Origin of the sequence: Sporomusa sp., assembly GCF_035561155.1 — a bacterium.
Lineage (GTDB): Bacteria > Bacillota > Negativicutes > Sporomusales > Sporomusaceae > Sporomusa.
Window position 1 is genome coordinate 21,313 of record NZ_DATMYD010000086.1, and the last position, 24,960, is coordinate 46,272.

Consider the following 24,960-nt stretch of genomic DNA (forward strand, 5'->3'; position numbering starts at 1 on the left):
GTTAACTATTAAAAAAACATACACCATTGATAAGAAAGTAGGAAATGGCAATAAATGAAATTCGCTATAGCAGAGAAACTCCACGAAAAATATCTAGAAGAAGTAGTGACAGCAATTAGTCAAGATGGTCTATGGAGAAAAAAACTTTTTGAAGGGCACTATGATGAGCGGTTCTTAATAACATTTAAGGAGTTAGAAGAACTACCATGCCAGTTATGGACCACTTTTTGCCAATATGGCTTAGAGTTTTTTGTTTCAAAGATTTACTCGTGTCCCGAAGGCCTTGATGAAGGGTTAATAATTTTTGAATTTAAAGCAAAGGGGTTTCCACATTTAGTGAGTCAAGTGAAAGTTTCTGCTATCGGATAGATAGCAGAATAGTTATTTTAAGGGTCATTGATTTGCATTTACAGGCAAATGTGTAAATATTTTATAAAAAAATATTATCTCTAACCCCTCTTTGTGCTACAATTTATATGTAAAAGAGTTCATATGGTTAAGGAGGGTTAGCATGTTTATCAAACTGGTGTATCTTAACCGTTGGAGGACTGCCTTGCTCTGCATCATTTTCCTTGCCTGCTTTACCACGGCAAGCCTCGCAGGGGAAGAACCTATCCTACCACCACCAAACTCAACTGGCGCAGCCAACTATTACGAAATGAATCCCAACCCGTACTACCTATCTCTTGGGGTCAAAGGCTATCAACAGACGACTGATTATACATGTGGCCCGGCTGCCGTTATGTCACTTTTGCGCTGGTACAATGTCCTAAGTGACCAATCGATGAACCATGATACCGAAATGCTGATCGCCAAAGGGATGGGTACTGGCGATATTAACTCTAAACATCCTGGCACTACCCCCCAACAGATGGAAACCTGGTTAAAGAAAAACGGTTTTGAGGTAATGCTCGGTTATAACGGAAGCTTGGAAATGCTCCGGGAAAACTTAAAAAAAGGAATCCCTACCCTTGTTGAATGGATTGACTGGGGAGGCCACTGGGTAGTCGTTACTGGTTACTATGCAGCCTACGAATCACCGGAGAAAGGCGTCGACACCATCTTCTTTGCCGATCCGGCTGTTCATTGGACCACGGTCAATAACCCGGACGGAATATCTTCCTTTAACGCTTGGCGGTTCCGAGATATGTGGTTTGATGCTCAGTATATTAAACCCGGACATTTAGTGAAGAACATATATATTGTTGCTGTCCCCAAGAAGAATTAGTCCTAGATAGAACAATGGCCTATTAGGATATTTTTAGTTAAGAAGGCTTGAAGAAGACAAGGGACTGCTCTGCTGCTTCATCTGAAAAAAGCGCTTAATAAAGGAGAATAGGCTGCATATTTAGAATATATATTTATTTCAAAATATACCTTGTATATTTTATAAACACATGCTACAATATGAAAAAAAGATAGACAGCTGGCGTGTTACGTTAACGGCATTAGCCAGTAAGAATAAATGATGTTGGTTTATCCAATAATTATTCTTACTGGCTATTATTTTTGTAGATTGGAGGCATAGCGAATGGCTATATCTCACGGTCCATTTACCGTTCAACGGATACTAAGCAATAATGCAGTATTAGTAAAAACGGTCAAAGGAAATGATGTCATTCTTCTTGGTAAAGGCTTGGGCTTTGGCCGTAAAGAAAGGGATCTGTTAACCAACCCGAAATATGAAAAGATTTTTGTCGTTCCTGAAGGCGGCGAAGAACAAGCTTTAGACTTGATCGAGCGGGTTGATCCGGCTGTTATGCAGGTCACGGAAGAAATTATTAAGTTAGTTAAACTCCATCTCGGAGAAGTATTGCATTCCCGTGTCTATCTGGGGTTGGCAGACCACATTAATTTTACCTTAATTCGTCTTTCGCAAGGAATGGAGATTAAGAATCCCTTTATTTCCGAAATTAAAGCCATGTATCCGACAGAATTCAGCATTGCCGAGCAGGGGGCGAATCTGATTGCTGAGAGGCTAAAAGTCACCATTCCCCATGAAGAAATTGGCTTTATCGCTTTACACTTGCATTCGGCCAGACATAATCGTCCTGTAGGTGAAAGCCTAAAACATTCTGAAATCATCAACCAGGTGGTAAAGTATCTGGAAACTAAGGTTGGTCCGTTGAAAGAACGCGGGGGTCTTAATTATACTCGGCTTCTTTCTCATCTGCAGAGTTGTATAAATAGGTTAATAACCAAAATGACCATTGAGAATCCGATTATCGAACAATTAAAGGAAAAGTTTGCGGAATCTTACCAGATGGCTAGACACGTGGGCGATATTATGGGGACAGGCTTAGGGATAGAAGTCCCGGATGCGGAAATAGGTTATTTAACCATCCATTTAGAGCGGCTTCGCTGCAGGACAGACTAAACTTTTTAAACTAGATAATCAACGTGTTACTGGTAAAGCAGGCATGAGTTGTTTCGGAGGGGAATCCCCCTCGCTACAACCATGCCTTTTCTATTATGCTAAGGTTTCGCCATAACCAGGGTCTTGCGGAGAGCAAAGGTTTCTTATCCTGATAGAAAGTATAACTTTCTCCTGGATAAGGGCAACATCGACTTCCGCTGTCGCCAAAGGCTCGGCGCAAGCCGTGTTTCCTTTATGATACAGATAGCTTTGTAGGGAGGTGAGGCTCCAACTTTGCAATGTTATCGCTGTTACTACAAATACTATTAATATTAGATAAAGAGAGGGAAATAACAATGATAAAAAAATCATTTGGCGTTTTACAGCAAGTAGGTAAATCTTTAATGCTTCCTGTTGCATTATTGCCTGCGGCAGGAATATTGTTGGCTCTTGGTAATGCAATGCAAAATCCGGCAGCAATTAATATTATTCCTGCTTTGGATAATCAGGTGCTTCATGCATTTGCAAAAGTAATGGAGCAGTCCGGTGGGATCATTTTCTCGAATCTTTCCTTGTTATTTGCGGTTGGTGTAGCGGTAGGCCTGGCTGGTGGCGAAGGCGTTGCCGGGTTGGCAGCGATAGTTGGTTTCCTAATCATGAATGTAACCATGGGACTTGTAACAGGGATTACTCCGGATATGGTGACTGGTAGTAATCCGGCATATAGCAGTGTGCTGGGCATTCCAACCCTACAAACCGGTGTTTTTGGTGGTATTCTTGTTGGTGTTATGGCTTCCCAAATATATAAACGTTTTTACAATATTGAGTTGCCTTCCTATTTGGGTTTTTTTGCCGGAAAACGGTTTGTACCGATTGTTACTGCAGCAGCGGCTGTTTTCTTGGGAATTGCAATGACTTTTGTTTGGCCGCTGATACAGGGGGGACTCACTTCGTTCTCACGTAATATGATTGATACCAATAAAACAGCTGCGGCTTTTATTTTTGGTGTCATTGAACGTGCGCTCATTCCGTTCGGCCTTCACCACATCTTCTACAACCCGTTCTGGTATCAATTTGGAGAGTATGTAAGCAAAAACGGTCAAATCGTCAATGGTGACCAGAGCATTTTCTTTGCGCAGCTAAAAGATGGCGTTCAGTTTACAGCTGGCACGTTTATGACAGGTAAATTCCCATTCATGATGTTTGGTCTACCGGCAGCAGCGCTTGCAATTTATCATGAGGCAAGGCCGGAGAAAAAAGCTGCTATTGCCGGTATTATGGGTTCTGCGGCGTTGACATCTTTCTTAACCGGTATTACTGAGCCGATTGAATTTTCCTTCCTGTTTGTCGCTCCGGTACTGTTTGGTATCCATACTATCTTTGCCGGCCTGTCATTTATGATCATGCATATTTTGAATGTAAAAATCGGTATGACATTCTCTGGCGGCGTAATAGACTATCTGCTTTTTGGAGTTATTCCAAATCGTACAGATTGGTGGCTGGTTATTCCTGTCGGTTTGGCTTTCTCCGTTATTTATTACTTTGGGTTCCGGTTTGCCATTCGTAAATGGAATCTCAAGACGCCAGGCAGGGAAGACGAAGAAGTGAATGTGGTTTCCAGTGAGGCGGCAAGTGTAAGCTTGGCGGCAGAAGTATTACAGGCTTTAGGCGGCAAAGAAAATCTTACTCACTTGGATGCTTGTATTACCCGTTTGCGTGTCAGTGTAAAAAATATCGGCAATGTAGATAAAGATAAATTGAAAAAACTTGGTGCATCCGGCGTAATGGTAATCGGCGATAATCTGCAAGTTATTTTTGGGCCAAAGTCGGATCTGTTAAAAACACAAATCAAGGATATCATTGACGGAAAATTTTCTCAGGCTGCGGCGGATGTTATCCCGGTAACTTCGGAAACTAATCAACTACCAGCGACAAAGAGGAATCAATTACTTGATGGTTTTGTTGCTCCGCTGGATGGGAAAATTTTAAGTCTAAGTCAAGTTCCTGATCAGGTATTCTCGCAAAAGATAGTGGGCGATGGGTTTGCCGTTGAGCCTATTAACGGAGAGGTAGTATCACCGGTTGACGGAACTGTGAGTACTATACTTGATAGCAAGCATGCTGTTGGCATTACGGCAGATAACGGTCTGGAACTGATTGTCCATTTTGGCATTGATACTGTGAATTTAAAGGGAGAAGGTTTTACTGCGCTTGTCAATGTGGGCGATAAAGTAAAAGCCGGACAGCCACTGCTCAAAGTGGATTTAGAGTTAGTGCGAGCTAAGGTGCCCTCTGTTATAACGCCGGTTATTTTTACTAATCTTTCAGGCAAAACCGTTACGGTGCCGGAAGGGAAGACTGTGAAACGTGGACAAAAGGTTGATATTTCGTTAAACTAAGTTGTAAGAATTGGATATTTTACAGAAAAGCACCCCCAGGAGCACAGGTGCTTTTCTGTAAACATTTTCTCAATACTAGTAAAATATTAGGGGAAAGTGAATGAGAGATACATTTAAATATCTACAAGTGCTCGGACAATCATTGATGCTCCCCGTATCTGTTTTGCCGGCGGCCGGATTACTCTTACGGTTCGGGGAAAAAGATTTGCTCAATATGCCTGCAGTTAGGGAAGCCGGTTTGGCAGTTTTTGCAAATTTGCCGCTAATATTTGCGGTTGGTGTGGCAATTGGTTTTTCCGGCGGACAAGCGGTTGCAGCCTTAGCCGCTGTTGTCGGGCAACTGATAATGCTCGCCGTACTGAAGTCTTTAAGTCCCGGTATGGATACCGGGGTATTCTCCGGCATTGTTATGGGGATTACTGCTGCCATTTTGTATAAGCAGTTTTATCAAATCAGGCTGCCAGAATTTCTAGGTTTCTTTGCTGGAAAGCGTTTTGTGCCGATTATCACGGCAGTCGCTGGCGTAGTCATTGCGTTGATTTTCAAAATTATTTGGCCAGGACTTCAGTATGCTATTGATATAGTGGGTCATGCTGCCGTTAGCTCGAGTGCTGGCCCGGCCTTATTTGCCGCCGGTAAACGGCTGCTGATACCTGTCGGGTTGCATCATGTATATTATCCTGCTTTTTTATATGAGTTTGGTCATTATATGACAGCCGATGGGCAGAGTATTAAAGGCGATTTTTATCGCTATTTTGCTGGTGATCCGACGGCAGGGGTCTTTATGGCCAGTGAATTTCCAATTATGATGTTCGGGCTGCCTGCCGCGGCGTTAGCGATTTATCATAATGCACGGCCAGAACGTAAAAAAAGCATTGCAGGATTTATGGCCAGCGCGGCGTTAACCTCTTTTTTAACAGGAATTACCGAGCCGATTGAGTTTGCATTTGTTTTTGCAGCGCCGCAGTTGTTTGTATTTCATGTGTTAATGGCTGGTATTTCCGGTTTAGTTACAAGTCTATTAGATGTTCATTTAGGGTTTACTTTTTCCGCGTCGTTCATTGACTATTTGTTATCCTATAAGTATGGGCATAATCAGCTGTTGCTATGGCCGATTGGTTTGGCTATCGGCATTCTGTACTTTGGCGTTTTTCATGTGGTGATAAATAAGCTAAATTTGAAAACGCCCGGGCGGGAGGATGAAACGGCGAGTGAGATGGAGAAATTTACTGCTGAGGATTTGGCCCCCAAAGTATTGGAAGCGCTGGGCGGGGGTACCAATATTGATGCGCTGGATGCTTGTATCTCCCGGCTGCGGGTTACCGTTAAACAACCGGGACTGGTTAAAAAGTATAGGTTGCAGGCGTTAGGTGCGGCTGGAATTATGGAGATGGGCAGGAACCTGCAAATCATTTTTGGTACGCAATCTGACAATTTAAAAGAGGAAATCAGCAGGCTTGTGGGAAGCCCGCTTGCCAGCATTGTGGCGAGTGACTATAAACCCGGTTATGCAGCGACTAATGATACTCGCATAAGAATTATAGCACCTGTAAGCGGCAAGATCATTCAACTAAAGGAATTGGCGGATAGCGGTTTTGAACAATCTTCGCTAGGAAACGGTGTGGCAATCCAAACTTCGGATGCTCTTTGCCTGGCGCCTGTAGCTGGTAAAGTGACTCAGCTGCCTTCTACGGAACCCGCCTTGACGATAAAAACAGAAGACGGATACGAGGTGGTAATTCATTCGTTAACCAATACGGCTTTGTTGGCGGATCAGAAATATAAATTTCTGATTGCTAAAGGGCAACAAATTGTTGTAGGACAAAAAATTTTTGAAACAGATTCGCGAAATATTGCAACGACTGATTCATTAGCGATAGTATCTATCGTTATCCCCGGAATGAAAGAGGTAGAGGTAACTCCTGCTGAAGAGGTAACTGCGGGAGAAGATACAATCTTACAATTTAAACGGAATAATATGGTCAAATAGTGAGAGAAAATAATAATAAGGTAAGAGTGATAAGGATATGTTGCAAGTTAGTCAATTAGTTGATGAATTTGATTTTAAGGTCCAAGCGGGGCAAAACGGATTAAACAAAGAAATTACAGATTATAGCTTAAAACGTCCTAGCGCGGAACTGGTAGGATTTTTAACATATTTGACTCCAGCGCGTATTCAGGTATACGGACGAACTGAACTGGGTCTCATCCAACAACTGGACGAATCTGTGCGGCGTAAACACCTTGCCCAAGTAATGGTTGCTGAAATCCCCTGTGTAATTATTACCCGGGGATTGCCGATTCCCTCAGAGTTTATCGAAATAGCCGATGAGCGGAATATTCCCCTGTTAACGACGCACCGCTCTACTACTCAACTTTTCTATTTGCTAATTCGCTATCTTACCAATCATTTGGCGCCAAGTATGCTTGTTCATGGCGTATTAGTAGATGTATATGGTGTTGGTGTCTTAATTACCGGAGAGAGCGGGATCGGAAAAAGTGAAACAGCTTTGGAATTAATAAAAAGCGGGCATTTGTTGGTTGCCGATGATGCTGTGGAAGTGCGGCGGGTCGATGAAGAAAGTATACGGGGCACAGCTCCGAGTAATATTCGCCATTTGTTGGAGCTACGCGGTATCGGAATTGTTGATGTTACGCTGTTGTTTGGCGCAGGCGCTGTACGGGATGAAAAAGATATTCATTTAATTGTTCATTTGGAAGAATGGCAGCAAGGGAAAATGTACGATCGCTTGGGAATAGACCCGCCTCAAACACGCGAAATCTTAGGGAGGGCGATTCCCGAAATCACTATTCCGGTTCGTCCTGGGCGAAATCTAGCCAGCATTATTGAAGTCGCAGTGATACAGAATCGGTTAAGAGCTAAAAGTAATTTACTACAGGGGTCGGCTCTGGGTTTTCTATTCAAATAAAAGGGTTTAGGGATGGATTCTGGATCATACAAAAAATTAAATAGGTTGAGACGTGTGACTGACTCGATCAGGCATGAGTACATGTTCCAATGATAGTGGATACTATTTATTGGGGTGTTGGCTCATGCTTTTTTGTTTATTTTGCAATAAAGAAGGGGGGGAATTGCACAGCGTATTCAGGTCAGAAAACAATGAATGAAGCAAGATAAAAATTATCGAAGGGATGTTGATGATAAATGGAAAGAACAGTTATGATTAAAAATCCTACAGGGCTACATGCACGGCCGGCAGCCATGCTTGTGCAAAAGGCAAGTGGTTTCCCTTGCGAAATTACTTTGGTCAAAGGGGATAAAAAGGCCAATGCGAAAAGCATCATGAATGTACTTGCTTTAGGAATAGGCGCAAATGAACAAGTGACCATCATTACGGCTGGCGAACAAGAAGCGGAAGCTTTGCTAGCCATTAGTGATTTTCTGGAATCACTTGCGGAGTAATGGGAGGGAGAGCGACAATGGCATATCAAGGAATTGCTGCCGCCTCAGGTTATGCTCTGGGAACGGCCTTGCTATTACAAGAACAAGAAATACTGGTGAGTAAGCGAACCATCTCATCAGAAGGTGTGGATGCCGAAATAGAGCGCCTTGAAGCAGCTCTTTGCCAGGCAACTCGGGAAATCAAAGAAATTCAGGAGACAACCCGGCAAAAACTTGGCGAGGATAAAGCGGCTATCTTTGCCGCCCATATCATGGTGCTTAATGATCCCGAATATATCGGTGGTATTAAAGAAAAAATTAAAGTGGAAGCAATGAATGCGGAGGCGGCTGTCCAAGAAGTGACGGAACAATTTCTAAATGTTTTTGCCGGTATTGAGGACGAGTATATTCGTGAACGTGTTGCTGACCTAAGGGATGTCAGCCAACGGCTGCTTAAGCGGCTCTTAGGCGTTCAGTCGATATCTTTAGCGGATGTTGCGGAGAATGTGGTTTTGTTTGCACATGACTTGACACCCTCGGATACGGCTCAATTAGACCGTAATAAAGTGGTTGGTTTTGTGACGAATATTGGCGGGCGTACTTCTCACTCTGCGATTATGGCCCGCTCGCTGGAGATTCCTGCCGTTGTCGGGCTGAAGGATATTACGGAGAAGGCTGCACCAGGAGATTTTGTGATTGTTGACGGCTATGAAGGAACCGTTTTTGTAAATCCATCAGACGATTTGATCGAAAAATACCGGGAAAAGAAAGTTGAGTCCGAAGTACGCCAAAGAGAAGTCAAAAGACTAGTAAATCAACCTTCTATTACCCAGGACGGGATTCAAGTAGAACTTTCAGCAAATATTGGAAATCCAGAAAATGCGAAAGGGGCAATAGCTAACGGCGCCGAGGGAGTTGGATTATACCGTACCGAGTTCTTATATATGGGCAGGGATGAACTGCCTTCTGAAGTAGAACAATTTGAATCATATAAAGCGGTTGCAATGATGTTTGGAACGCAAAGGCCTGTTGTCATCCGCACCCTGGATATTGGTGGCGACAAAGAATTATCTTATCTGGATATGCCTAAGGAAATGAATCCTTTCCTAGGATACCGGGCTATTCGCCTTTGCCTTGACCGGACCGAAATCTTCAAGACCCAGCTTAGGGCGATTTTGCGCGCCAGCGCCTATGGCAACATTAAGTTAATGTATCCGATGATTGCTACAATGCAAGAACTTAGAGCGGCGAATCAGATGCTTGAAGCGGTTAAACAAGAATTGGCCAGTGAGAATATTCCTTTTAACGCAAAAATGGAAGTCGGCATCATGGTCGAAATTCCTGCTGTCGCCGTTTTAGCCGATCAATTTATAAAAGAAGTTGATTTTTTCAGTATCGGGACAAATGACTTAGTTCAGTACACTATGGCTGCCGACCGGATGAATGAAAAAGTGGCGTATCTTTATCAACCGTTTAATCCAGCGGTGTTACGCCTGATCCAAGGCGTCATTACAGCAGCTCATAAAGCGGGAAAATGGGCTGGTATGTGTGGAGAGATGGCTGGTGATTTAGTGGCTATACCCATTTTGCTGGGTATGGGACTGGATGAGTTTAGTATGAGCGCAAGTTCGATTCTGCCTGCCCGCTCTTTACTAAGCCAGTTAACCTACAAAGAAGCGCAGCGCATAGTCCAGGCTGTCCTGGGGATGGATAACGCCGAAGAAATAAAGAATTTCGTTGAACAACAAGTCCCAGCTATTGCCCGGTTGCGATGAGAATAGGGAACAGATACACTGTGTAGGACTATTTGTGATTGAACGATTACTGGTTTTTTGACTGTGATCGACTATGAACCTTCAGGGAGGGAGTAAAATGAAAAAGATAGCCGTCTTGACAAGCGGCGGAGACGCCCCAGGGATGAATGCGGCCATTCGAGCCGTGGTGAGAAGGGGAATATTCAAGCAAATGGAAGTAGTAGGAATCAAACATGGATATCAGGGGTTAATAGATGGTGACTACATTCCTTTAGGATTAGGTAGTGTGGGAGACATTATCCATCGAGGTGGCACTATTCTTCAAACCGCCCGCTGTGAGGGTTTTAAAACAGAGGATGGACAGAAACAGGGCTTACGTAATCTGAGAGAACATGAAATAGACGGGCTAGTGGTCATTGGGGGAGACGGATCCTTCAATGGAGCACTTAAATTGACAAAACTGGGTTTTCCCGCCATTGGTATACCGGGTACGATCGATAATGATATTGCCTGCACAGATTATACGATTGGTTTTGATACTGCAGTCAATACGGCAATTTATGCCATTGATAAAATTAGGGATACTGCGGCATCTCATGAACGGACCTATGTGATTGAAGTAATGGGAAGGCATGCAGGGGATATCGCCTTGTGGTCCGGAGTGGCCGGTGGCGCTGAATCAGTTTTGATTCCGGAAACAGAAGCAGATATGGACGATATTGTCTTCCGTTTGTCTCAAGGACAAAAACGTGGCAAAAAACACAGTATTATAATTGTGGCAGAAGGTGTTTCCTCAGGCAGTAAAATTGGTGAAATCATTCGCGAAAGAACGGGATTTGAAACGAGAGTCACTGTGCTTGGTCATCTCCAGCGTGGGGGGCCCCCATCTGCTTTTGACCGGATACTGGGCAGTCAAATGGGAGCAAAGGCCGTCGATCTTCTTATAGAGGGGCAGTTCGGGGTTATGGTTGGTGTGCAAAACAAACAAATGGTTGCGGTGCCGCTAGAGGAGGCTTTAAGCCAGAAGCATTGCTTGCAGTTATCTTTATATGAATTAGCTCATAGTTTGTCAATCTAGTCTTACTAATGATTTTAAACGAAAATAGAAAGGACGGATATGATGTTTTTAGTATCTATGGGCGATTTAAGTAGTTGTTGCGCAGGCAAAAAAGTATGCAGTTGGCTGGTTCAATATAAATAATTTAGAGTTCACGCAGGCAATCATTGAAGCGGCCGCTGAGGAGCGGTCACCAGTAATCTTTGGAGTTTCTGAGGGAGCCTTAAAATATATGGGATTGGAATTTACGGTTGCCATGGCCAAGGCAGCCGTGGATAAATACGATATTCCTGTTGTCTTACATTTGGATCACGGGGCAGCATTCATCACTATAAACAATTGCTGTTTTAAAAGTCGATTTCTGCTTAATCTTATTTCTTATGGTACTAATTCTACCTAAAACTAGTAAATCTTACACCGCCTGACCTCGTGGGCGGTTTTGTTTTCGAAATGATGAAGAACCCGCGAATTTCGCGGGTTCTTTTTGTTATGTAGGTTTGGTTTCCTCCAACAAACGCGAGCTTAGTAGTTGAGTATAGTGCGACAGTTGAGAACATTACTTAGCGTTAAATGATCCGAGTATCCTGATTTTCAAATTTTTCTCGTATTTTTTGCTTACTTCATTTAACTCGCCAGGCTTACCGCCTGTTAATTCGACAACATAGATGTATTCTCCAAGGAGTGTTTTAGCAGGTCGATCATGTATACTAACCACTTTATATCCTTTGCGGCTGATATCGGATAGAAGACCTGGCAGATATTGTGCCGGACCCTGCGCGACCAGGGCTGAGCGTTCATTTCCTTGAACCTGGTTTTGTTTTAAAGTGATTACCCAGAAACGGGTAACATTATCCTTGGTGTACTGAAGATCGTTTGCAAGAATTGATAAATTGTATACCTGCGCGGTACGAGAGGCGGCAATTGCTGCAGCAGTATTATCACCCATTTCAGAAACACGTTTTGCCGCTTCCGCTGTACTTGAGACTTCGACTAGTTTAGCTCCTGGTAGGTTAACTTTTACCCAGTCTTTACTTTGGGCGATGCCCTGCGGGTGGGACATGATTGTTTTTATTTCCTTAATATTAGCTCCAGGCAAGGCAAGCAAAGTCTGCCGGATCGGTAGGTTTACCTCACCGATGACAACTAAATCAGCATCGTTAACTACTGCATCCAGATAGTTATAGACTGGTCCACCGATTGTATTCTCAACAGGTACTACTGCGTATTGGCACTGTCCACTTTTTACAAGGTTTAACGCTTCGGGCACTGTTGTCGCCGGGGTAATGGATTCTTTTTCACCAAAAAAGAGAATGGTTGCTTCTTCAGTGTATGTTCCCGCGGGACCTAGGTAGCTTACACTGGCGAATGCGCTGGTAGTTAACAGCAGTAACAATAATATCAGCGCTGAAATGGGTAAGAATTTTCTTCTCATGAGCTCAACTCCTTATATAAATAGAAATAAAAAATCGTCCCTAAATTAGGGACGACATAGCCGTGGTACCACCCAAATTGATGTATCAAAGAAAATAGTTCAGGATACATCTACTCAGCAGCTATAACGTAGCTTTACGGCGCGGCCTACTGTAACTTTCAGCCTGCAGTTCAGAAAGGAACTTCATTACCGTTGCCAACTAGTTTGCACCAGCCACTAGCTCTCTGTATAACAACAGGCAATTACTTTCATTCATCATTACCATTTGGATATTTCAGTTAAATAAATTATAGTATACTCAAAAACAAACGTCAACTGGTAGTGCATATTTGTTTGCAATATAGCAAGTTCAAGTAGGGTTTTTCAACCGTAACAATTCAAAATGCATATATCTCTATTTGATAAGACAGTGCTATCCCCTTAAAAGAGAAAGTAATGCTTTAGGAGCAGAATTTGACTGCGCCAATGCTGCAATACCTGATTGCTGTGATGTTTGTAAGTTTACGAGGTTTGCCGCTTCTGCTGCTACGTCTGCATCAAGTATTCTAGATTCGCTTTCTGACAAACGGGATGACTGGTTTTGTAATGATACTGTTGCATTCTGGTTGCTACTTAACTCTACTGAATAGGCAGGGCCAATCCGCTTATTTAAATCGTCAGTGGTAGATTTATTCTTCTCGTTAACTACCAGTCCAGCTGCATCATCAGTACCATCAGAACTTATTCGGAGGCCTGATGTAAGCCGATTTGTAGCTGTACTATATGCCGTTTGTGATTTTGAAGATTGATAATCCATGCTTGAAATATTGAGGCTTATCAATGACATGTTTTTCCACCTCCTGGATTTCTTCCTTAATCTTACTATGATTCCAGATATATATAATGTCAAGATGGGTTATGCAAAAAAGTTAGTCAAATTTAAGTTTCGCGCATCTAAATTCTTAAAGTTCTATGAAGACCAGGCAGTTAACTGGTATGAGCCGCCTAAAGGGCGGCTGATCTTGTGAGAGACCTGTCCAAATACTGGTGGATTAATAATCTGCGCAGTCTTTATGTAATGTGGTATAATTATAGATAACATCAAATACAAGGGGGGGTCTACCTGTGAAGCGATCAGCCTTTATTCGAATCTTATCTGGTATTAAGCTGGTTTCAAATAACGTAAGTATCGTGGAAAACTTTCAGAATAAAGCACTTGTTATTATTAGAGTCCCCGAAATTACTGGAGAATCTCCAAAACAATTTAGATCTTTTCAAAAAGTGCTGTCATCTTGTTCTTACTATAGTATTAAACCAGATGGTGATCAATTGACCGTTACTATGACATTTGAGTGGGATTGATTTTGTTAATTAAAATCGCAAAGAAAACTGCCGGCGATCCACGCGCTGGCAGTTATTTTTTTGCCGTTTTTCAAATAAAATTTAAAGATACATAGGTAACCTAAGCAAAAACAAGGAGTGATGAGAATGTCAATACACTCTTTCACAACTGGTATGATGTCGGGGTTAATGATCGGTATTGTAATCACGGCCTATATGTTTTTGTATCTTATAGAGAATCGAAAGATTTAAGAGCCTTCGGGCTCTTTTTTCATGGTAAGCAAAGGAACTATTTAGGTTTTGCCGAAGTATGTAAGAAAATAACAAAGAGGTGATTGTTATAAATAAATGTGAAATACTGGAGAGGATGCTAGAGTCTCTCTATGATTGGAATTTTAACACTTTTGCAATTAGTGATATTTACAAGACGTTGGGTTTGGTAGAGACAAATTTGGCGCAAAGTGATATATTTCTGATAAACGAGGTAATCTGGGACTTAGTAGTCGAGAGAGTAATAACCCCAGGACCGATTAATGATTTTAAAGGGCAAACGTTTTTAATAACTTCTCAAGAGAAAGTCAAAGAACGACTTGCTGTCTGCAGATTATAGGGCCGAGAGGCTCTTTTTTTTGAATTGTTCTATTGTGAAAAATGAGTAGGAATTTTTCTTACTCATTTTTTGCGTTTTTTCTTATGGGAAAATCAGTAATTTACTGATGGTGGAATATTGCGTTAAATATGATAATTGAGACAGCTTGATTTTATTGTTAGGGGAGGAGATTATTAAATGAAAAACCAAAAGAAATATTGGAAACGCTTCCTGGCGGCAGGTGCAGCGACAGTAATGTTAACGACAGGCATCACTTTTGCTGATGTGCAGGTAGCGCAGGCTAAAGCTAACCCCCAGATTTTTGATTTTGAAGCCCATCGCGGTGGACGCGATGCTCGTCCGGAGAATACGCTGGTCTCATTTGCTTATGCCCTGGAACTAGGCGTAACGACATTGGAAATGGATTTACAGATGACCAAAGACGGTCAAATTGTAGTTAGCCATAATCCTGTGATGAATCCAAACCTTGCTAAAGGGCCGGACGGCAAATATGTGCAAGGTGGAACATATGATATTCGAACCATGACGTTGGCGGAAGTTAAACGGTTTGATGTTGGAACCATGAATTCGGCGGCTGGTGATTATTATGAAGGTCATGGCAAAACCCAGGTGTCTGTTCCGGGAACAAAAATACCTACACTGGAAGAGGTATTCGAGTTAGCAAATTCCTATGGCAATGACAAAATATTTTTTAACATTGAGACCAAATCATATGCCGATCCGGCTGATCCAAATTATAAGAATAACCCTGACCCGGAGAAGTTTGTAAAAGCAGTCTATGAAGTTGTAAAGAAGTATCATATGGAAGATAGGGTATTCTTGCAGTCATTTGACTGGAGAACACTTAAAATTATGCATAGACTTGATTCGAATATTGCCCTGGTCGCTTTGACCTGCGAGCAGCCTTCTTGGGGATGGGTAGACGGCTGTTACCTGAAGATTGGCGACAAAAAGCCATCCCCTTGGCTGGCGGGCCTAAACATTAATAATTATCATGGTAATTATGTAAAAGCTGCTAAAGATATTGGAGCGGACATTGTATCTCCGTACTGGGAGGAATTGTCTCCCCAGCTGGTTAGTGAAGCCCATGACCTGAAGATGAAGGTTGTTCCCTGGACTGTTAACAGCCCCAAAGCGATGAACATGCTCATTGACATGGGCGTTGATGGCCTTATCACGGATAAGCCATGGATCCTGCGCGACGTGCTTATCAAAAAAGGTATTTCTGTAGCTGAACCTACCGTGAATGTTGATAGTCCTTACCATACCGGTACAAATATAATGAATACTGAAGGTAAGCAGCTTTCCAAAGGTGGAGATGCAGCAGAATAGTAAATAAGCGCATGGCAGAATATTGATAAAAAATACTACCAGAGTCAGTCATATAGAGACTGCTTCTGGTAGTATTTTGCTTAGTATAGTTTATTTTAGCTTAGACAGAATTAGGTCCTATCCAGGATAAGTTAGAACTTATAGTTAGCACCAAACCCTATACCATCAAGCGTTGCGGCACCGTCTTCTTTGTATGATTTGTAGCCAAGATGGAGCGAAGCTTGATTAGTCAACTTGTAGTTTACTCCTGTTTGCCACTCTGTAGCAATACTGCTTGTCGTCACCGAGGCGTAGCCATCAACCTTCGGGGCTAAGTTAGTACTGGCCCCTATACCGTAAAACATTTTATTTGGGCCGTCACTGTAGTCACGGCTGCCAACAATGAGACGAAGATTCGGGTCAAGCTTGTAGTGCGCATAGACATCAGTTGTTTTGGTGTCATAGCCTGGAATAGAGTAGGAGTTTCTTTCAACGCCGACAATCACTTTATCTGCGATTGCGTTTTCCAGATAGAAACTATCTGTGTCAATATTTTCTCCATTGGCATCTAAGTTATAGTAATTGTAACCAATAGTGCTTTCACCGTGCTGTAAGTCAGTAATTGGAGCGGCGAAGCTGACACTTGCGGTTAACATGGCTCCCGTGAGAATCGTTAAAATTTTCTTCTTCATCATGTATCCTCCCTAATTATGGTATTAAATTATGGTAGGCCATTTAATAATGCCTGTGCACCGGATTACCGGAAGAAGTGAGTAACTACTGATCATCCACTAGATGAACCGGTGTTTTCCATTGACCTACCCAAAGATTACCATAGATATATGACAAAAGTATGACAACCGCTGGAAAAACCTCTCGGTATATACTGTAGAGCGTAGGGCCAAAGGTAGGCCATAGTAAACTTTCCCATGTTGCTTTAAGAATTTGTGCTCTATCTTCGATATATATAATAGAGATATACAAGAGAACTGCTGAGTAACAGGGTTTCATGGGAGGTGAGTTCCAATGCAGAGTATAACTTTAGAGGAAATACAGCCAGGTATGTACCTTTCAAAACCACTCATTTTAGCTGATGGCACAGTTTTACTCCATGAGGGCACAGAAGTGAAGGAACGGTACATTGAGTATCTTCGTAAAAAAGGGATTACTTCTTTGTTTGTTGGCGAAACAGAAACTGGAGATACAGTTGAGGATGAAGAAGATTTCTATGATCCAAAACATAAGCAAGAAGCGATGGACGCTGCACATGAGGTAATTAACCATTTTCGTGTCGGGAAAGGCATACAACTCGATAGAGTCAAAAATATTGTCAGTGATTTAATTGACCAGCTTAGCCAGAAACCGGAAAATATGATTCACCTTCTGGATTTACGCCGTAAAGAAGAGTATATGTTTTCTCATGCCGTCAATACTTGTATTTTGTCAGTTATGACCGGGCTTGCTATGGGGTATGATGCCAAGCAGTTAGGTGAACTGGGTTTAGCAGCCATGCTTCATGATGTCGGCAAGATTAAATTTCCCAGGCAATTAGCGCTGCAGTTTCCCAACTATTTAACAAAACATGAAAGAGAAGAGTACCGACGACATTCTTTCTACTCTTTGGAGGTTCTGCGGGAAAATCGTACCCTGTCAACCGATGTTATTAACGCTTGTTTTCAACATCATGAACGTTGGAACGGCAGCGGCTATCCCATGGGTCTTAAGGGGGACGCCATCTCCGAGTATGCTCAAATTATCAGCATTGCCGATGTCTATGACCGCTTGATCGTCGGGATGCCTCATCGTCTACCTACACCTGTATATTATGCAGTCGCTATTCTGAACAAAGCTGCAGGAGAGTATTTTAATCCGGCTATTGTAGAAAGGTTTAATCAGAATGTTGCCATCTACCCCATGGGTAAAACGGTTCGGCTTAATAACCAGCAAAGCGGCTTGATCCTTGGCGTTGGATTAAAAAGCAAAACGACTCCCGTAGTTCGCGTTACGTCCAGTGAAGACGGTAGTGACATCAATCGGATTGTGGAACTTGATTTGCTGAAAAACCCTGAACTCTTCATCTTAGATATTGAAGAATTATATTCTAGTTATGCACAGGCCTATGCTGATCGTGCACAGGTATACCATACAAAAATGGAACATGCATGACAGCCTGGATACAGCGACATGCTCAGTTGTATTCCAATAAATAATAAAGACTGCCTGTAGGCAGTCTTTATTATTTCAGATGAGTGTTTCGTTATTGTACGTTGTACATACCTTTACTGCTTAGATAGTTGAATATACCTTCGCCGTGTTTTTGCTCTTCTTTTTGGATATGGTTCAAGGCCTGGCGCACATTGGTGTCTTTGAATTCAAAAATGGCTGTGTCATATGCGTTAGAGACATATTTCTCTGTCATCAGCATATCGTTGCAGATCATGGCGTCTGCATTACTGGCGGTGGCAGAAGAAGGTGAAGACTGTGAAGTTAGATTAGTTGCTTGATTGGATTGAGATTGAGATGATTGTTGTGCCTGTTGCCCTTGATTCATAGTGGGAACTTGTCCGTTCATTATGGACGTAATCGTGTTTAGGTGCTGCTGTTCCTGCTGGGCGAAAGATTGAAATAACTGCTTAAGCTGTGGGTCGCTAGCTTGCGAGGCATATTGTTGATACTTTTCGATACATACTTTCTCATGGGTTTTTTGGTCTTCCAGCAGTTGTGTTTCTTTTTGGGTAAGTTGTAATGCCATAGTTTTAGCCTCCTTTGGTTTTTCTTAGTTTTCCCAAGATATCTATTGTCATGCGGCGCTAACCAAAATTTTGGATTAATTGTCGATGGGTGGGATCGATTTTTTAGCAGTACCTAAATAGAAACTATGCTACAAAAAAGTGCGTACTTGCAAAAAAGTATATTATTATCTATCATTACATCAGATAAAAATATTTGGGAAGCTTAAACAATAGTAAAGGAAGTGGAGCTATGAAAAAATCAATAGGCGCGAAGACCTTTGCCATGCCTACTCCCGTTTGGGTGGTAGGAACATATGGGGAGAATGGTGAACCGAACATAATGACTGCCGCCTGGGGTAGTATTTGTTGCTCAGCGCCTCCGTGTGTGGCGGTGTCTTTGCAAAAGATCCGCGCCTCCTACGACAATATTCTCAAACATAAGGCGTTTACTATCAGCATACCCTCCCGGAAGTATGTCAGTGAAGCTGATTATGCTGGCATTGCTAGCGGGAAAGACACAGATAAATTTACGGTTGCCGGTCTGACTCCTGTTAAAAGCGATCTGGTTGACGCTCCGTATGTCCAGGAGTTTCCGCTGATATTGGAATGCCGGTTGCTGCATACTATCGAACTTGGTCTTCATACCCAGTTTATTGGGGAGATAGTGGATGTAAAAGCAGACGAAGCTGTTTTAGGCGACAATGGTCTACCGGTTTTGGGAAAAGTAGACCCGCTTTCATATAGCCCGCCAGAAAGGGAGTATTATGGAACAGGAGAGAATTTAGGAAAGGCATATTCCCTTGGTTTAAAACTGAAAAAATAAAAGCTAGTATCTAGATGAATGGAGGATTTTCATGATTGTTTTAGTAGCTACGATGAAGGCTAAAGAAGGTAAAGAACTAGAGCTTGAAAATGCCCTAAAATCGGTAATACCCAAGGTGGAAGTTGAACAGGGTACGCTGCAATATGTTCTGCACCGTTCGCAGGAGGATGCAAGTAAGTTTCTTTTTTATGAAAAGTATGTTGATAAAGCCGCGCTCGATTTTCACGGGTCTACACCATATCTGAAAGAGTTGTTTAAAACGATTGCCAGTTTGTTGTCAGAAAAACCATCGATTGCTCTATACGAAGAAATTGCTGGTATCAGTAAATAAGTAGACTGCTATAGCGAGACCTTTATTTCAGCACTATGTGCCTGGAATAGAGGTCTTTTTTATCTAATATTCTGCGCCAAATCTGCTTCGATCAACAAAAGAAGTAGGAATGGTTCAAAAATAAATATGGATCTCGCATCCGTAGTTGGTGGAGGCTACATTAACATAAAATTATGGCCACATTGGTCATCAAGATGAAATGCGGGAGCATTCTTAAGACGTGTAATTAATCGACACTTTTTTTTCAATTAATTCGGTTGATAGATCATTTTACTTATGCTAAGATTAATTCACCTGACCGTGGTCAGGTGAATTAATCTATTTTGGAGGATTTATGTGCGAACATAACTTAATAAAAATAGCTATTAAGCATTTTTTAAAATTCGGCTATGAAGGAACAAAACTATCTCATATTGCCCAAGAGGCGGGAATGAAAAAACAGTCGCTCTATTTCCACTTCAAGAGCAAAGATGATTTATTATTAGAAGTTAACAAAACGGTACTTGAAGAGGAAATCGGCTTTTTACAGTTCTTTTTCGATAAATACAAAGAGTTATCGTTAAAAGATACGCTATACCTTTTATTGCTTGATTATAAACAGCGCTATCTTGACAATGACAGCAATGGTTTCATGTTCTTACTAACTTTTATTCCTCCGAATTTGCTTCAGAATTACTTCTCGCAAAATTATCATTTGTTCCTTACTCATTTAAAAAAATGTTTACAACCGAAATTTTTGGAAGAACCCAATTTACGCATTAATCCGGATGATGGGCCAACTTCTTTTATCACGTTATTGGATGGTTTATTTACACAACTATTTTTTGAAACACCACAGGACTTTGATCATTCATTACGTATATTCTGGGACATTTACTGGAATGGGCTTATCAATTCACAAAAGGAAGAGGAGGATTAATATGAACGATATTGCTACAGGACAAAGTTTGTGGAATAAAGATTTTATTATTCTAGCTGTATCAAATTTATTGATGTTTATGGTTTTTGATATGTTAATGCCTACATTGCCGGTATTCATAGCTAAGAATGGAGGAACCAGTTCGCAAGTCGGTCTTATTATGGGGGCTTTTACATTCTCAGCTATATTTATCCGCGTGCTAACCGGCAATCTGGGGAATGCCATTAATAAAAAAACATTGCTGGTTTTAGGCGTCGCAGGTTGCATGCTGGCTACTGCCTGTTATTATTGGAGTACCTCCAGTCTAAGCACGTTTGCTATCCGCCTGCTGCATGGCTTGGGATTTGGCGTGGCAACTACGCTATACGCGACCTTTGCCGCTGCCTTTATCCCGGCAAACCGGCGGGGTGAAGGGCTTGGTTATTTCGGGGTAGGCGAAACCATCGGTATTTCGATTGGTCCTTTTCTGGGTATCTGGCTCATGGATCAGCATGGTTTTGACAGCGTCTTTGGAGTCGGTACACTCATTTTGCTATTTACCGTTTTCATTACTTGGGCAGTTGATAGTCCACTGGTAACTGAAGATGAAATAAAACCTCTCCAGGGGGAAATACAGGAAAAGAACTCGCTGATTGATATCTTCATAGAAAAAAGCGTATTGCTGCAGTCTATCCTAGCCTTATTGCTCGGCATGTCTTTCGGAGGTGTTCTGTCTTTTGTTGTGTTATTTGCGCAAGAAGCCGCAATTCCCAATATTGCCTACTTCTTTTTTGTGAGTGCCGTAGCTGGATTACTTGTACGCTTTGTCGCGGGGAAGATATTTGATCATAAAGGACCGGGAATTATTATCGGAGCTTCTGCCATTCTTTGCAGTACTGGCACTTTTTTGTTGGCTACGGCTTCGACCACGACTTCCCTCATTATCGCCGCCGCTTTGTATGGAACAGGTATGGGGGCCGCATTCCCTGCTTTACAGGCTTGGTGCATCAATGTTGTGCCGGTGAATCGGCGCGAACACGCAATGGGAACTTTTTTTAATTCTTTTGATTTAGGAATTGGGTTAGGCGCTATTTTGTTGGGGGCTATAGCTGCGATGACCAGTTATTCAATCATGTATATATCGTCAATATTGTTTTTCATCATCTATTGGTTTCTTTATCAGATTTTTGGTAGGCGGCAAAATTCGAATTACTCTATCAAGTCTCCGAATTCGTAAAATGAAGAATCAATTCCAATGGTGCATCCATTCCGCAACTTTTTTCTTGACAATACAGATACTATTTTTATAAAATCAAATTGACCCAGGTCAGTTTTGCGACTGCTAGTAAACTACTTCCGCATCTCTTTGATAATAGGATCGGAAAGACCAGTTAAGAGGTGTTTATCATTGCAAGAATCATAAAAGAAGCTGAAGTCCGGCGGGCAGAGCTGATGGATGCAGCGCTGGAGTTATTTACTTCCACTGGCTACCAAACAACCATGATCATTGATATTGTAAAAAAAGCCGGCGTTGCTAAAGGTACCTTCTACTATTATTTTCCTTCCAAAGAAGCTATCCTGGAAGCGATTTACAACCGCTGGGCAACTGATCAGGCCACTTCCTTCAAAGAGGAAAGCCGTCAGCTCACTGCCTTGCCCAAACTACAATTATTTATTAAGTATCTGTTTCTTCCCAGTCAGCTTGATCTTCTTTTTAAAAGGCTGTGGGATGAAGAAAATTTCAATTTAGATTATAAAGCATGGGGAAATCAGGTCGAAAACGTCTTTAACCCGCTGCTTGCTGACATAATTCAACAGGGCAATCAGGAAGAAACCATGCATGTGGTTTGTATAAAAGAAACCATTACGTTTTTCTGGAGTACGCTGAGCTGTTTATGGGAAGCCTCTATTTTCCAGGAACCTTCCGAAGTCTTTACCAACAAAAGAAAAATTGCCCAAGCCGTGTTAGAAAAAATCCTGGGAATCAAGGAAGGTGTACTCGAATTATCCATAGCCCATAATAGGCTCGCGTAAGAATTACGCATCTTTTTTTACCCTGTAATTGACCCGGGTCAGTTTAAGGTCGCTATATTTAGTGAGAAAGGGGGATTGTAAACCTAAGCAAACAGTTGAGTGAATAGGAAACAGTCAACACAAAAAAGGAGGCAATCCGTTATGCAAAGTGAAATTGCGCAGAGGCTAAAACTCAAGTATTCTCCTATCGCCATTCTATTTACCAACGAGAAACCGCAAGGTGCTCTGGAGTTTAAGGAGGGACGCTGGGGGTGTGTTGCAGCTATGCTAACAGCTGCTGCCAAGGGGCGTCGGGTCGTTTTCAGCCGTACTACGTTTGGCTGTGAGGGAGGCGGCATCGGCTTAGGACTGAAAAATCAGTTTTCGGAAGGCTTTGAGTATTTTTTGTCTACAGGAAAAGAAGGATTACCCCCGGTAGACGGAATACCCGAGCCGGAGGCTTTCAAAAAGACACCTAAACTGGCAAAAGAGTGGATGGAGTCATTTCCGCTTGTTAGTATACCGGAGCAATACGTTGTATTTACACCGCTGACCGAAGTTGATGCTGAAGAACCGAAAGTAGTTGTGCTTTACGCCAACCCTGACCAATTGACTGCGCTTGTTGTGTTGGCCAATTATGGTCGTCCTGGCTATGATAATGTTGTTGCACCCTTTGCGTCAGGCTGTATGACTGCTTGTCTGCTTGCCTGGAATGAAGCGTCCCAGGAACGCCCGAGGGCGGTTATTGGAATGACGGATATTTCGGCACGTCCTTATATCGACGCCGATCTGCTATCATTTAGTGTGCCGTACGCCATGTTTAGAGAGATGGAAGACAATATACCAGGCAGTTTTCTTGATAAGCATGAATGGAATAAAGTAGCTGAACGCATTCAACATAATAAGTGAGTAGTCTAATCGATTCCAGCTGTTATCTGTAATCGCGAAGCTCTATAGCGGCATATTTCCGCTGTGGAGCTTTTTCTTGTATGAGCCGGACCCGCCCTTCTCTAGGTATATGACTTATTTTTTTAAACCAAATTTATTAATACGATAATGAAGCGCTTCTCTATGGATACCCAATTTCCGTGCTGCTTGAGATATATTCCATTGTGTTTGCATCAAAGTTTTTGCTAAAATTTTTTTTTCGAAATTCTCCAGGCTCTGATGCAACGAATCTTCTAAGTCATCTTTAGAGTCTTGATGTTGAATGGTAAATAATTTTTTGAAATACTGTGGCAAATTATCCAGGGAAAGATTCTTTTGAGGATAATTTGTAAAAATCATCATCTGTTCAATTATATGTTCCAGTTCCCGTACATTGCCCGGCCAGGAATAGCCATAGAAAGCAGTAAGTACATCATCATCAATGTGTGTTATTTGGCGTTTAAACTCCTGATTGAATTTTTGAATAAAATGGTTTGCTAATTCTGTTATGTCATTTTCCCTATCTACCAGCGGCGGAATTTCTAAAACCACAACAGCAAGCCGATAATACAAATCTTGTCTAAGTAATCCGTTTTCTACCAGTTGACGCGGCTCACGATTTGTTGCGCTTAATATTCGGCAATTGATCGGGTAATTTTGTGTATCACCAATTCTATAAGTCTGCTTTTCTTGCAAAACTCTCAGTAATTTGCCTTGCGTAGATAAGGGTAATGAATCCAGTTCGTCCAGGAAAACAGTGCCGTTAGTTGCATCTTCAAAAATCCCGGGTTTATCGAGAGCGCCGGTAAATGCTCCTTTTTTCGAACCGAATAATATGGTTTCGATAAGGCTTTCAGGAATTGCGGCACAGTTTACCGCCACAAAACGCCCCTTGTTACATAAACTGGCGTTATGAATACCCTGGGCAAAAAGCTCTTTGCCGGTGCCGGTCTCGCCATATAGCAAAATGGGGGAATTCGTTAACGCTGCCTGTCTGGACAGAGCAATTAACTCCTTTATCTTTTGGCTGCCGCCCACGATGTCATAGAGAGTAAAATGCGTATCGCCCAAATTTTTTGTTTTATCCAGTAATAACTTTCGCCTATATTCGGAAAACCTATTAAACTCTTTCTCATATAAATCAATTAAATATCCTAACGTATATATATATTCTAACTTGCCTGCATAATAGAAGGGATAAGTTTGCATAGTGTGGACTACTTGGCGACCGGTGTTATCGGTGGAAAGAACAAAATGTTCGTCCGAGCGATTTCCGCTCTTTCTGGTATATGCAAGAGTGCTGTTTTTAAAATCAAAATCTTGAATGACTTTATCGACTTTTTGACCTACGACATCTGAACGATCAACATCTCCCAACGTCTCAAAATCTCTCAGAACCTCCATCATAACATGGTTAAGCCAAACTATTTCTCCATTCATATCATCAATGCAAATGGAAGGAAACATCATATCAAGAATTTCTTCGTACAGTTTGTTGCGTTTTTTTAATTCAGTAATTTGATCTTGTAAATTTGACATGCAAAATTTCCTTTCATCATAAAAAAAGTAATATATCATTACTGGTATGTAATGA

At 41.9% G+C, this 24,960-nt stretch carries 23 protein-coding genes, 1 pseudogene and 1 other annotated feature; of the genes and pseudogenes, 19 read left to right on the forward strand and 5 right to left on the reverse strand.

Annotated elements, in window-relative coordinates; all coding sequences use genetic code 11:
- The first annotated feature begins 54 nt into the window (after window positions 1-54).
- The 10 genes and pseudogenes from VN447_RS11385 to VN447_RS23295 all read left to right on the forward strand — a co-directional run.
- A complete protein-coding gene (locus VN447_RS11385) occupies window positions 55-369 on the forward strand; it encodes a hypothetical protein (RefSeq protein ID WP_325525479.1) in 315 nt (104 codons plus the stop codon).
- Window positions 370-511: 142 nt separating this feature from the next.
- Window positions 512-1,228: a C39 family peptidase gene (locus tag VN447_RS11390; RefSeq protein ID WP_325525480.1), complete on the forward strand. Its 717-nt coding sequence runs from the start codon at window positions 512-514 to the stop codon at window positions 1,226-1,228.
- A 303-nt stretch (window positions 1,229-1,531) separates the two neighbouring features.
- Complete coding sequence (locus VN447_RS11395; protein ID WP_325525481.1) at window positions 1,532-2,377, forward strand: PRD domain-containing protein; 846 nt, start codon at window positions 1,532-1,534, stop codon at window positions 2,375-2,377.
- A gap of 335 nt (window positions 2,378-2,712) precedes the next feature.
- A complete protein-coding gene (ptsG, locus tag VN447_RS11400; protein ID WP_325525482.1) occupies window positions 2,713-4,755 on the forward strand; it encodes a glucose-specific PTS transporter subunit IIBC in 2,043 nt (680 codons plus the stop codon).
- A gap of 100 nt (window positions 4,756-4,855) precedes the next feature.
- Window positions 4,856-6,745, forward strand: a complete 1,890-nt coding sequence (locus VN447_RS11405; protein ID WP_325525483.1) for a PTS transporter subunit IIABC — start codon at window positions 4,856-4,858, stop codon at window positions 6,743-6,745.
- 37 nt (window positions 6,746-6,782) lie between these two features.
- Window positions 6,783-7,685, forward strand: coding sequence for an HPr(Ser) kinase/phosphatase (hprK, locus tag VN447_RS11410; RefSeq protein ID WP_325525484.1), 903 nt, complete (start codon window positions 6,783-6,785; stop codon window positions 7,683-7,685).
- Between the two features lie 236 nt (window positions 7,686-7,921).
- A complete protein-coding gene (locus VN447_RS11415) occupies window positions 7,922-8,179 on the forward strand; it encodes an HPr family phosphocarrier protein (RefSeq protein WP_325525485.1) in 258 nt (85 codons plus the stop codon).
- 17 nt (window positions 8,180-8,196) lie between these two features.
- Window positions 8,197-9,933, forward strand: coding sequence for a phosphoenolpyruvate--protein phosphotransferase (gene ptsP, locus VN447_RS11420; RefSeq protein WP_325525486.1), 1,737 nt, complete (start codon window positions 8,197-8,199; stop codon window positions 9,931-9,933).
- Window positions 9,934-10,030: 97 nt separating this feature from the next.
- Entirely contained in the window at window positions 10,031-10,990 is a 960-nt protein-coding gene (pfkA, locus tag VN447_RS11425) for a 6-phosphofructokinase (protein WP_325525487.1), read from the forward strand.
- A gap of 91 nt (window positions 10,991-11,081) precedes the next feature.
- Window positions 11,082-11,369, forward strand: a pseudogene (locus VN447_RS23295) (class II fructose-bisphosphate aldolase); the annotation flags it as partial.
- A gap of 156 nt (window positions 11,370-11,525) precedes the next feature.
- On the opposite strand, the gene pheA reads toward VN447_RS23295, so the two are convergent.
- Together pheA and VN447_RS11435 are read right to left on the reverse strand one after the other, a co-directional pair.
- Window positions 11,526-12,401 carry a prephenate dehydratase gene (gene pheA / locus VN447_RS11430; RefSeq protein WP_325525488.1) on the reverse strand — a complete coding sequence of 292 codons (876 nt, stop codon included), beginning with the start codon at window positions 12,399-12,401 and terminating at the stop codon, window positions 11,526-11,528.
- 44 nt (window positions 12,402-12,445) lie between these two features.
- Window positions 12,446-12,669: a binding site (T-box leader), on the reverse strand.
- Between the two features lie 144 nt (window positions 12,670-12,813).
- Window positions 12,814-13,227 (reverse strand): flagellin, encoded by a 414-nt coding sequence (locus VN447_RS11435; RefSeq protein ID WP_325525489.1) that lies wholly within the window; start codon window positions 13,225-13,227, stop codon window positions 12,814-12,816.
- Window positions 13,228-13,505: 278 nt separating this feature from the next.
- Between VN447_RS11435 and VN447_RS11440 the strand changes: the two genes are divergently transcribed.
- Window positions 13,506-13,742: a hypothetical protein gene (locus VN447_RS11440; protein ID WP_325525490.1), complete on the forward strand. Its 237-nt coding sequence runs from the start codon at window positions 13,506-13,508 to the stop codon at window positions 13,740-13,742.
- 766 nt (window positions 13,743-14,508) lie between these two features.
- Window positions 14,509-15,663, forward strand: a complete 1,155-nt coding sequence (locus tag VN447_RS11445) for a glycerophosphodiester phosphodiesterase (protein WP_325525491.1) — start codon at window positions 14,509-14,511, stop codon at window positions 15,661-15,663.
- Between the two features lie 131 nt (window positions 15,664-15,794).
- Here VN447_RS11445 and VN447_RS11450 read toward each other — a convergent pair whose 3' ends face one another.
- The gene (locus VN447_RS11450) at window positions 15,795-16,337 is read right to left on the reverse strand and encodes a hypothetical protein (protein ID WP_325525492.1); all 543 of its coding nucleotides are present in this window, start codon (window positions 16,335-16,337) and stop codon (window positions 15,795-15,797) included.
- A 331-nt stretch (window positions 16,338-16,668) separates the two neighbouring features.
- Here VN447_RS11450 and VN447_RS11455 point away from each other — a divergent pair, with 331 nt between their 5' ends.
- The gene (locus VN447_RS11455; RefSeq protein WP_325525493.1) at window positions 16,669-17,808 is read left to right on the forward strand and encodes an HD-GYP domain-containing protein; all 1,140 of its coding nucleotides are present in this window, start codon (window positions 16,669-16,671) and stop codon (window positions 17,806-17,808) included.
- Between the two features lie 91 nt (window positions 17,809-17,899).
- On the opposite strand, the gene VN447_RS11460 is transcribed toward VN447_RS11455, so the two are convergent.
- Entirely contained in the window at window positions 17,900-18,394 is a 495-nt protein-coding gene (locus tag VN447_RS11460; RefSeq protein ID WP_325525494.1) for a spore coat protein, read from the reverse strand.
- Window positions 18,395-18,624: 230 nt separating this feature from the next.
- Here VN447_RS11460 and VN447_RS11465 point away from each other — a divergent pair, with 230 nt between their 5' ends.
- The 6 genes from VN447_RS11465 (at window position 18,625) to VN447_RS11490 (ending at window position 23,348) form a co-directional block, all read left to right on the forward strand.
- A complete protein-coding gene (locus VN447_RS11465) occupies window positions 18,625-19,197 on the forward strand; it encodes a flavin reductase family protein (protein WP_325525495.1) in 573 nt (190 codons plus the stop codon).
- 31 nt (window positions 19,198-19,228) lie between these two features.
- A complete protein-coding gene (locus VN447_RS11470; RefSeq protein WP_325525496.1) occupies window positions 19,229-19,528 on the forward strand; it encodes a putative quinol monooxygenase in 300 nt (99 codons plus the stop codon).
- Window positions 19,529-19,862: 334 nt separating this feature from the next.
- Window positions 19,863-20,447 carry a TetR/AcrR family transcriptional regulator gene (locus tag VN447_RS11475; protein ID WP_325525497.1) on the forward strand — a complete coding sequence of 195 codons (585 nt, stop codon included), beginning with the start codon at window positions 19,863-19,865 and terminating at the stop codon, window positions 20,445-20,447.
- A 1-nt stretch (window position 20,448) separates the two neighbouring features.
- Window positions 20,449-21,663: an MFS transporter gene (locus VN447_RS11480; protein ID WP_325525498.1), complete on the forward strand. Its 1,215-nt coding sequence runs from the start codon at window positions 20,449-20,451 to the stop codon at window positions 21,661-21,663.
- A 161-nt stretch (window positions 21,664-21,824) separates the two neighbouring features.
- Complete coding sequence (locus tag VN447_RS11485; RefSeq protein ID WP_325525499.1) at window positions 21,825-22,460, forward strand: TetR/AcrR family transcriptional regulator; 636 nt, start codon at window positions 21,825-21,827, stop codon at window positions 22,458-22,460.
- A gap of 141 nt (window positions 22,461-22,601) precedes the next feature.
- Window positions 22,602-23,348, forward strand: coding sequence for a DUF169 domain-containing protein (locus VN447_RS11490; protein ID WP_325525500.1), 747 nt, complete (start codon window positions 22,602-22,604; stop codon window positions 23,346-23,348).
- Window positions 23,349-23,462: 114 nt separating this feature from the next.
- Here the strand turns inward: VN447_RS11490 and VN447_RS11495 are convergent.
- Window positions 23,463-24,960: sigma-54 interaction domain-containing protein (locus VN447_RS11495; protein WP_325525501.1), on the reverse strand; the 1,498-nt coding region annotated here is incomplete at its 5' end.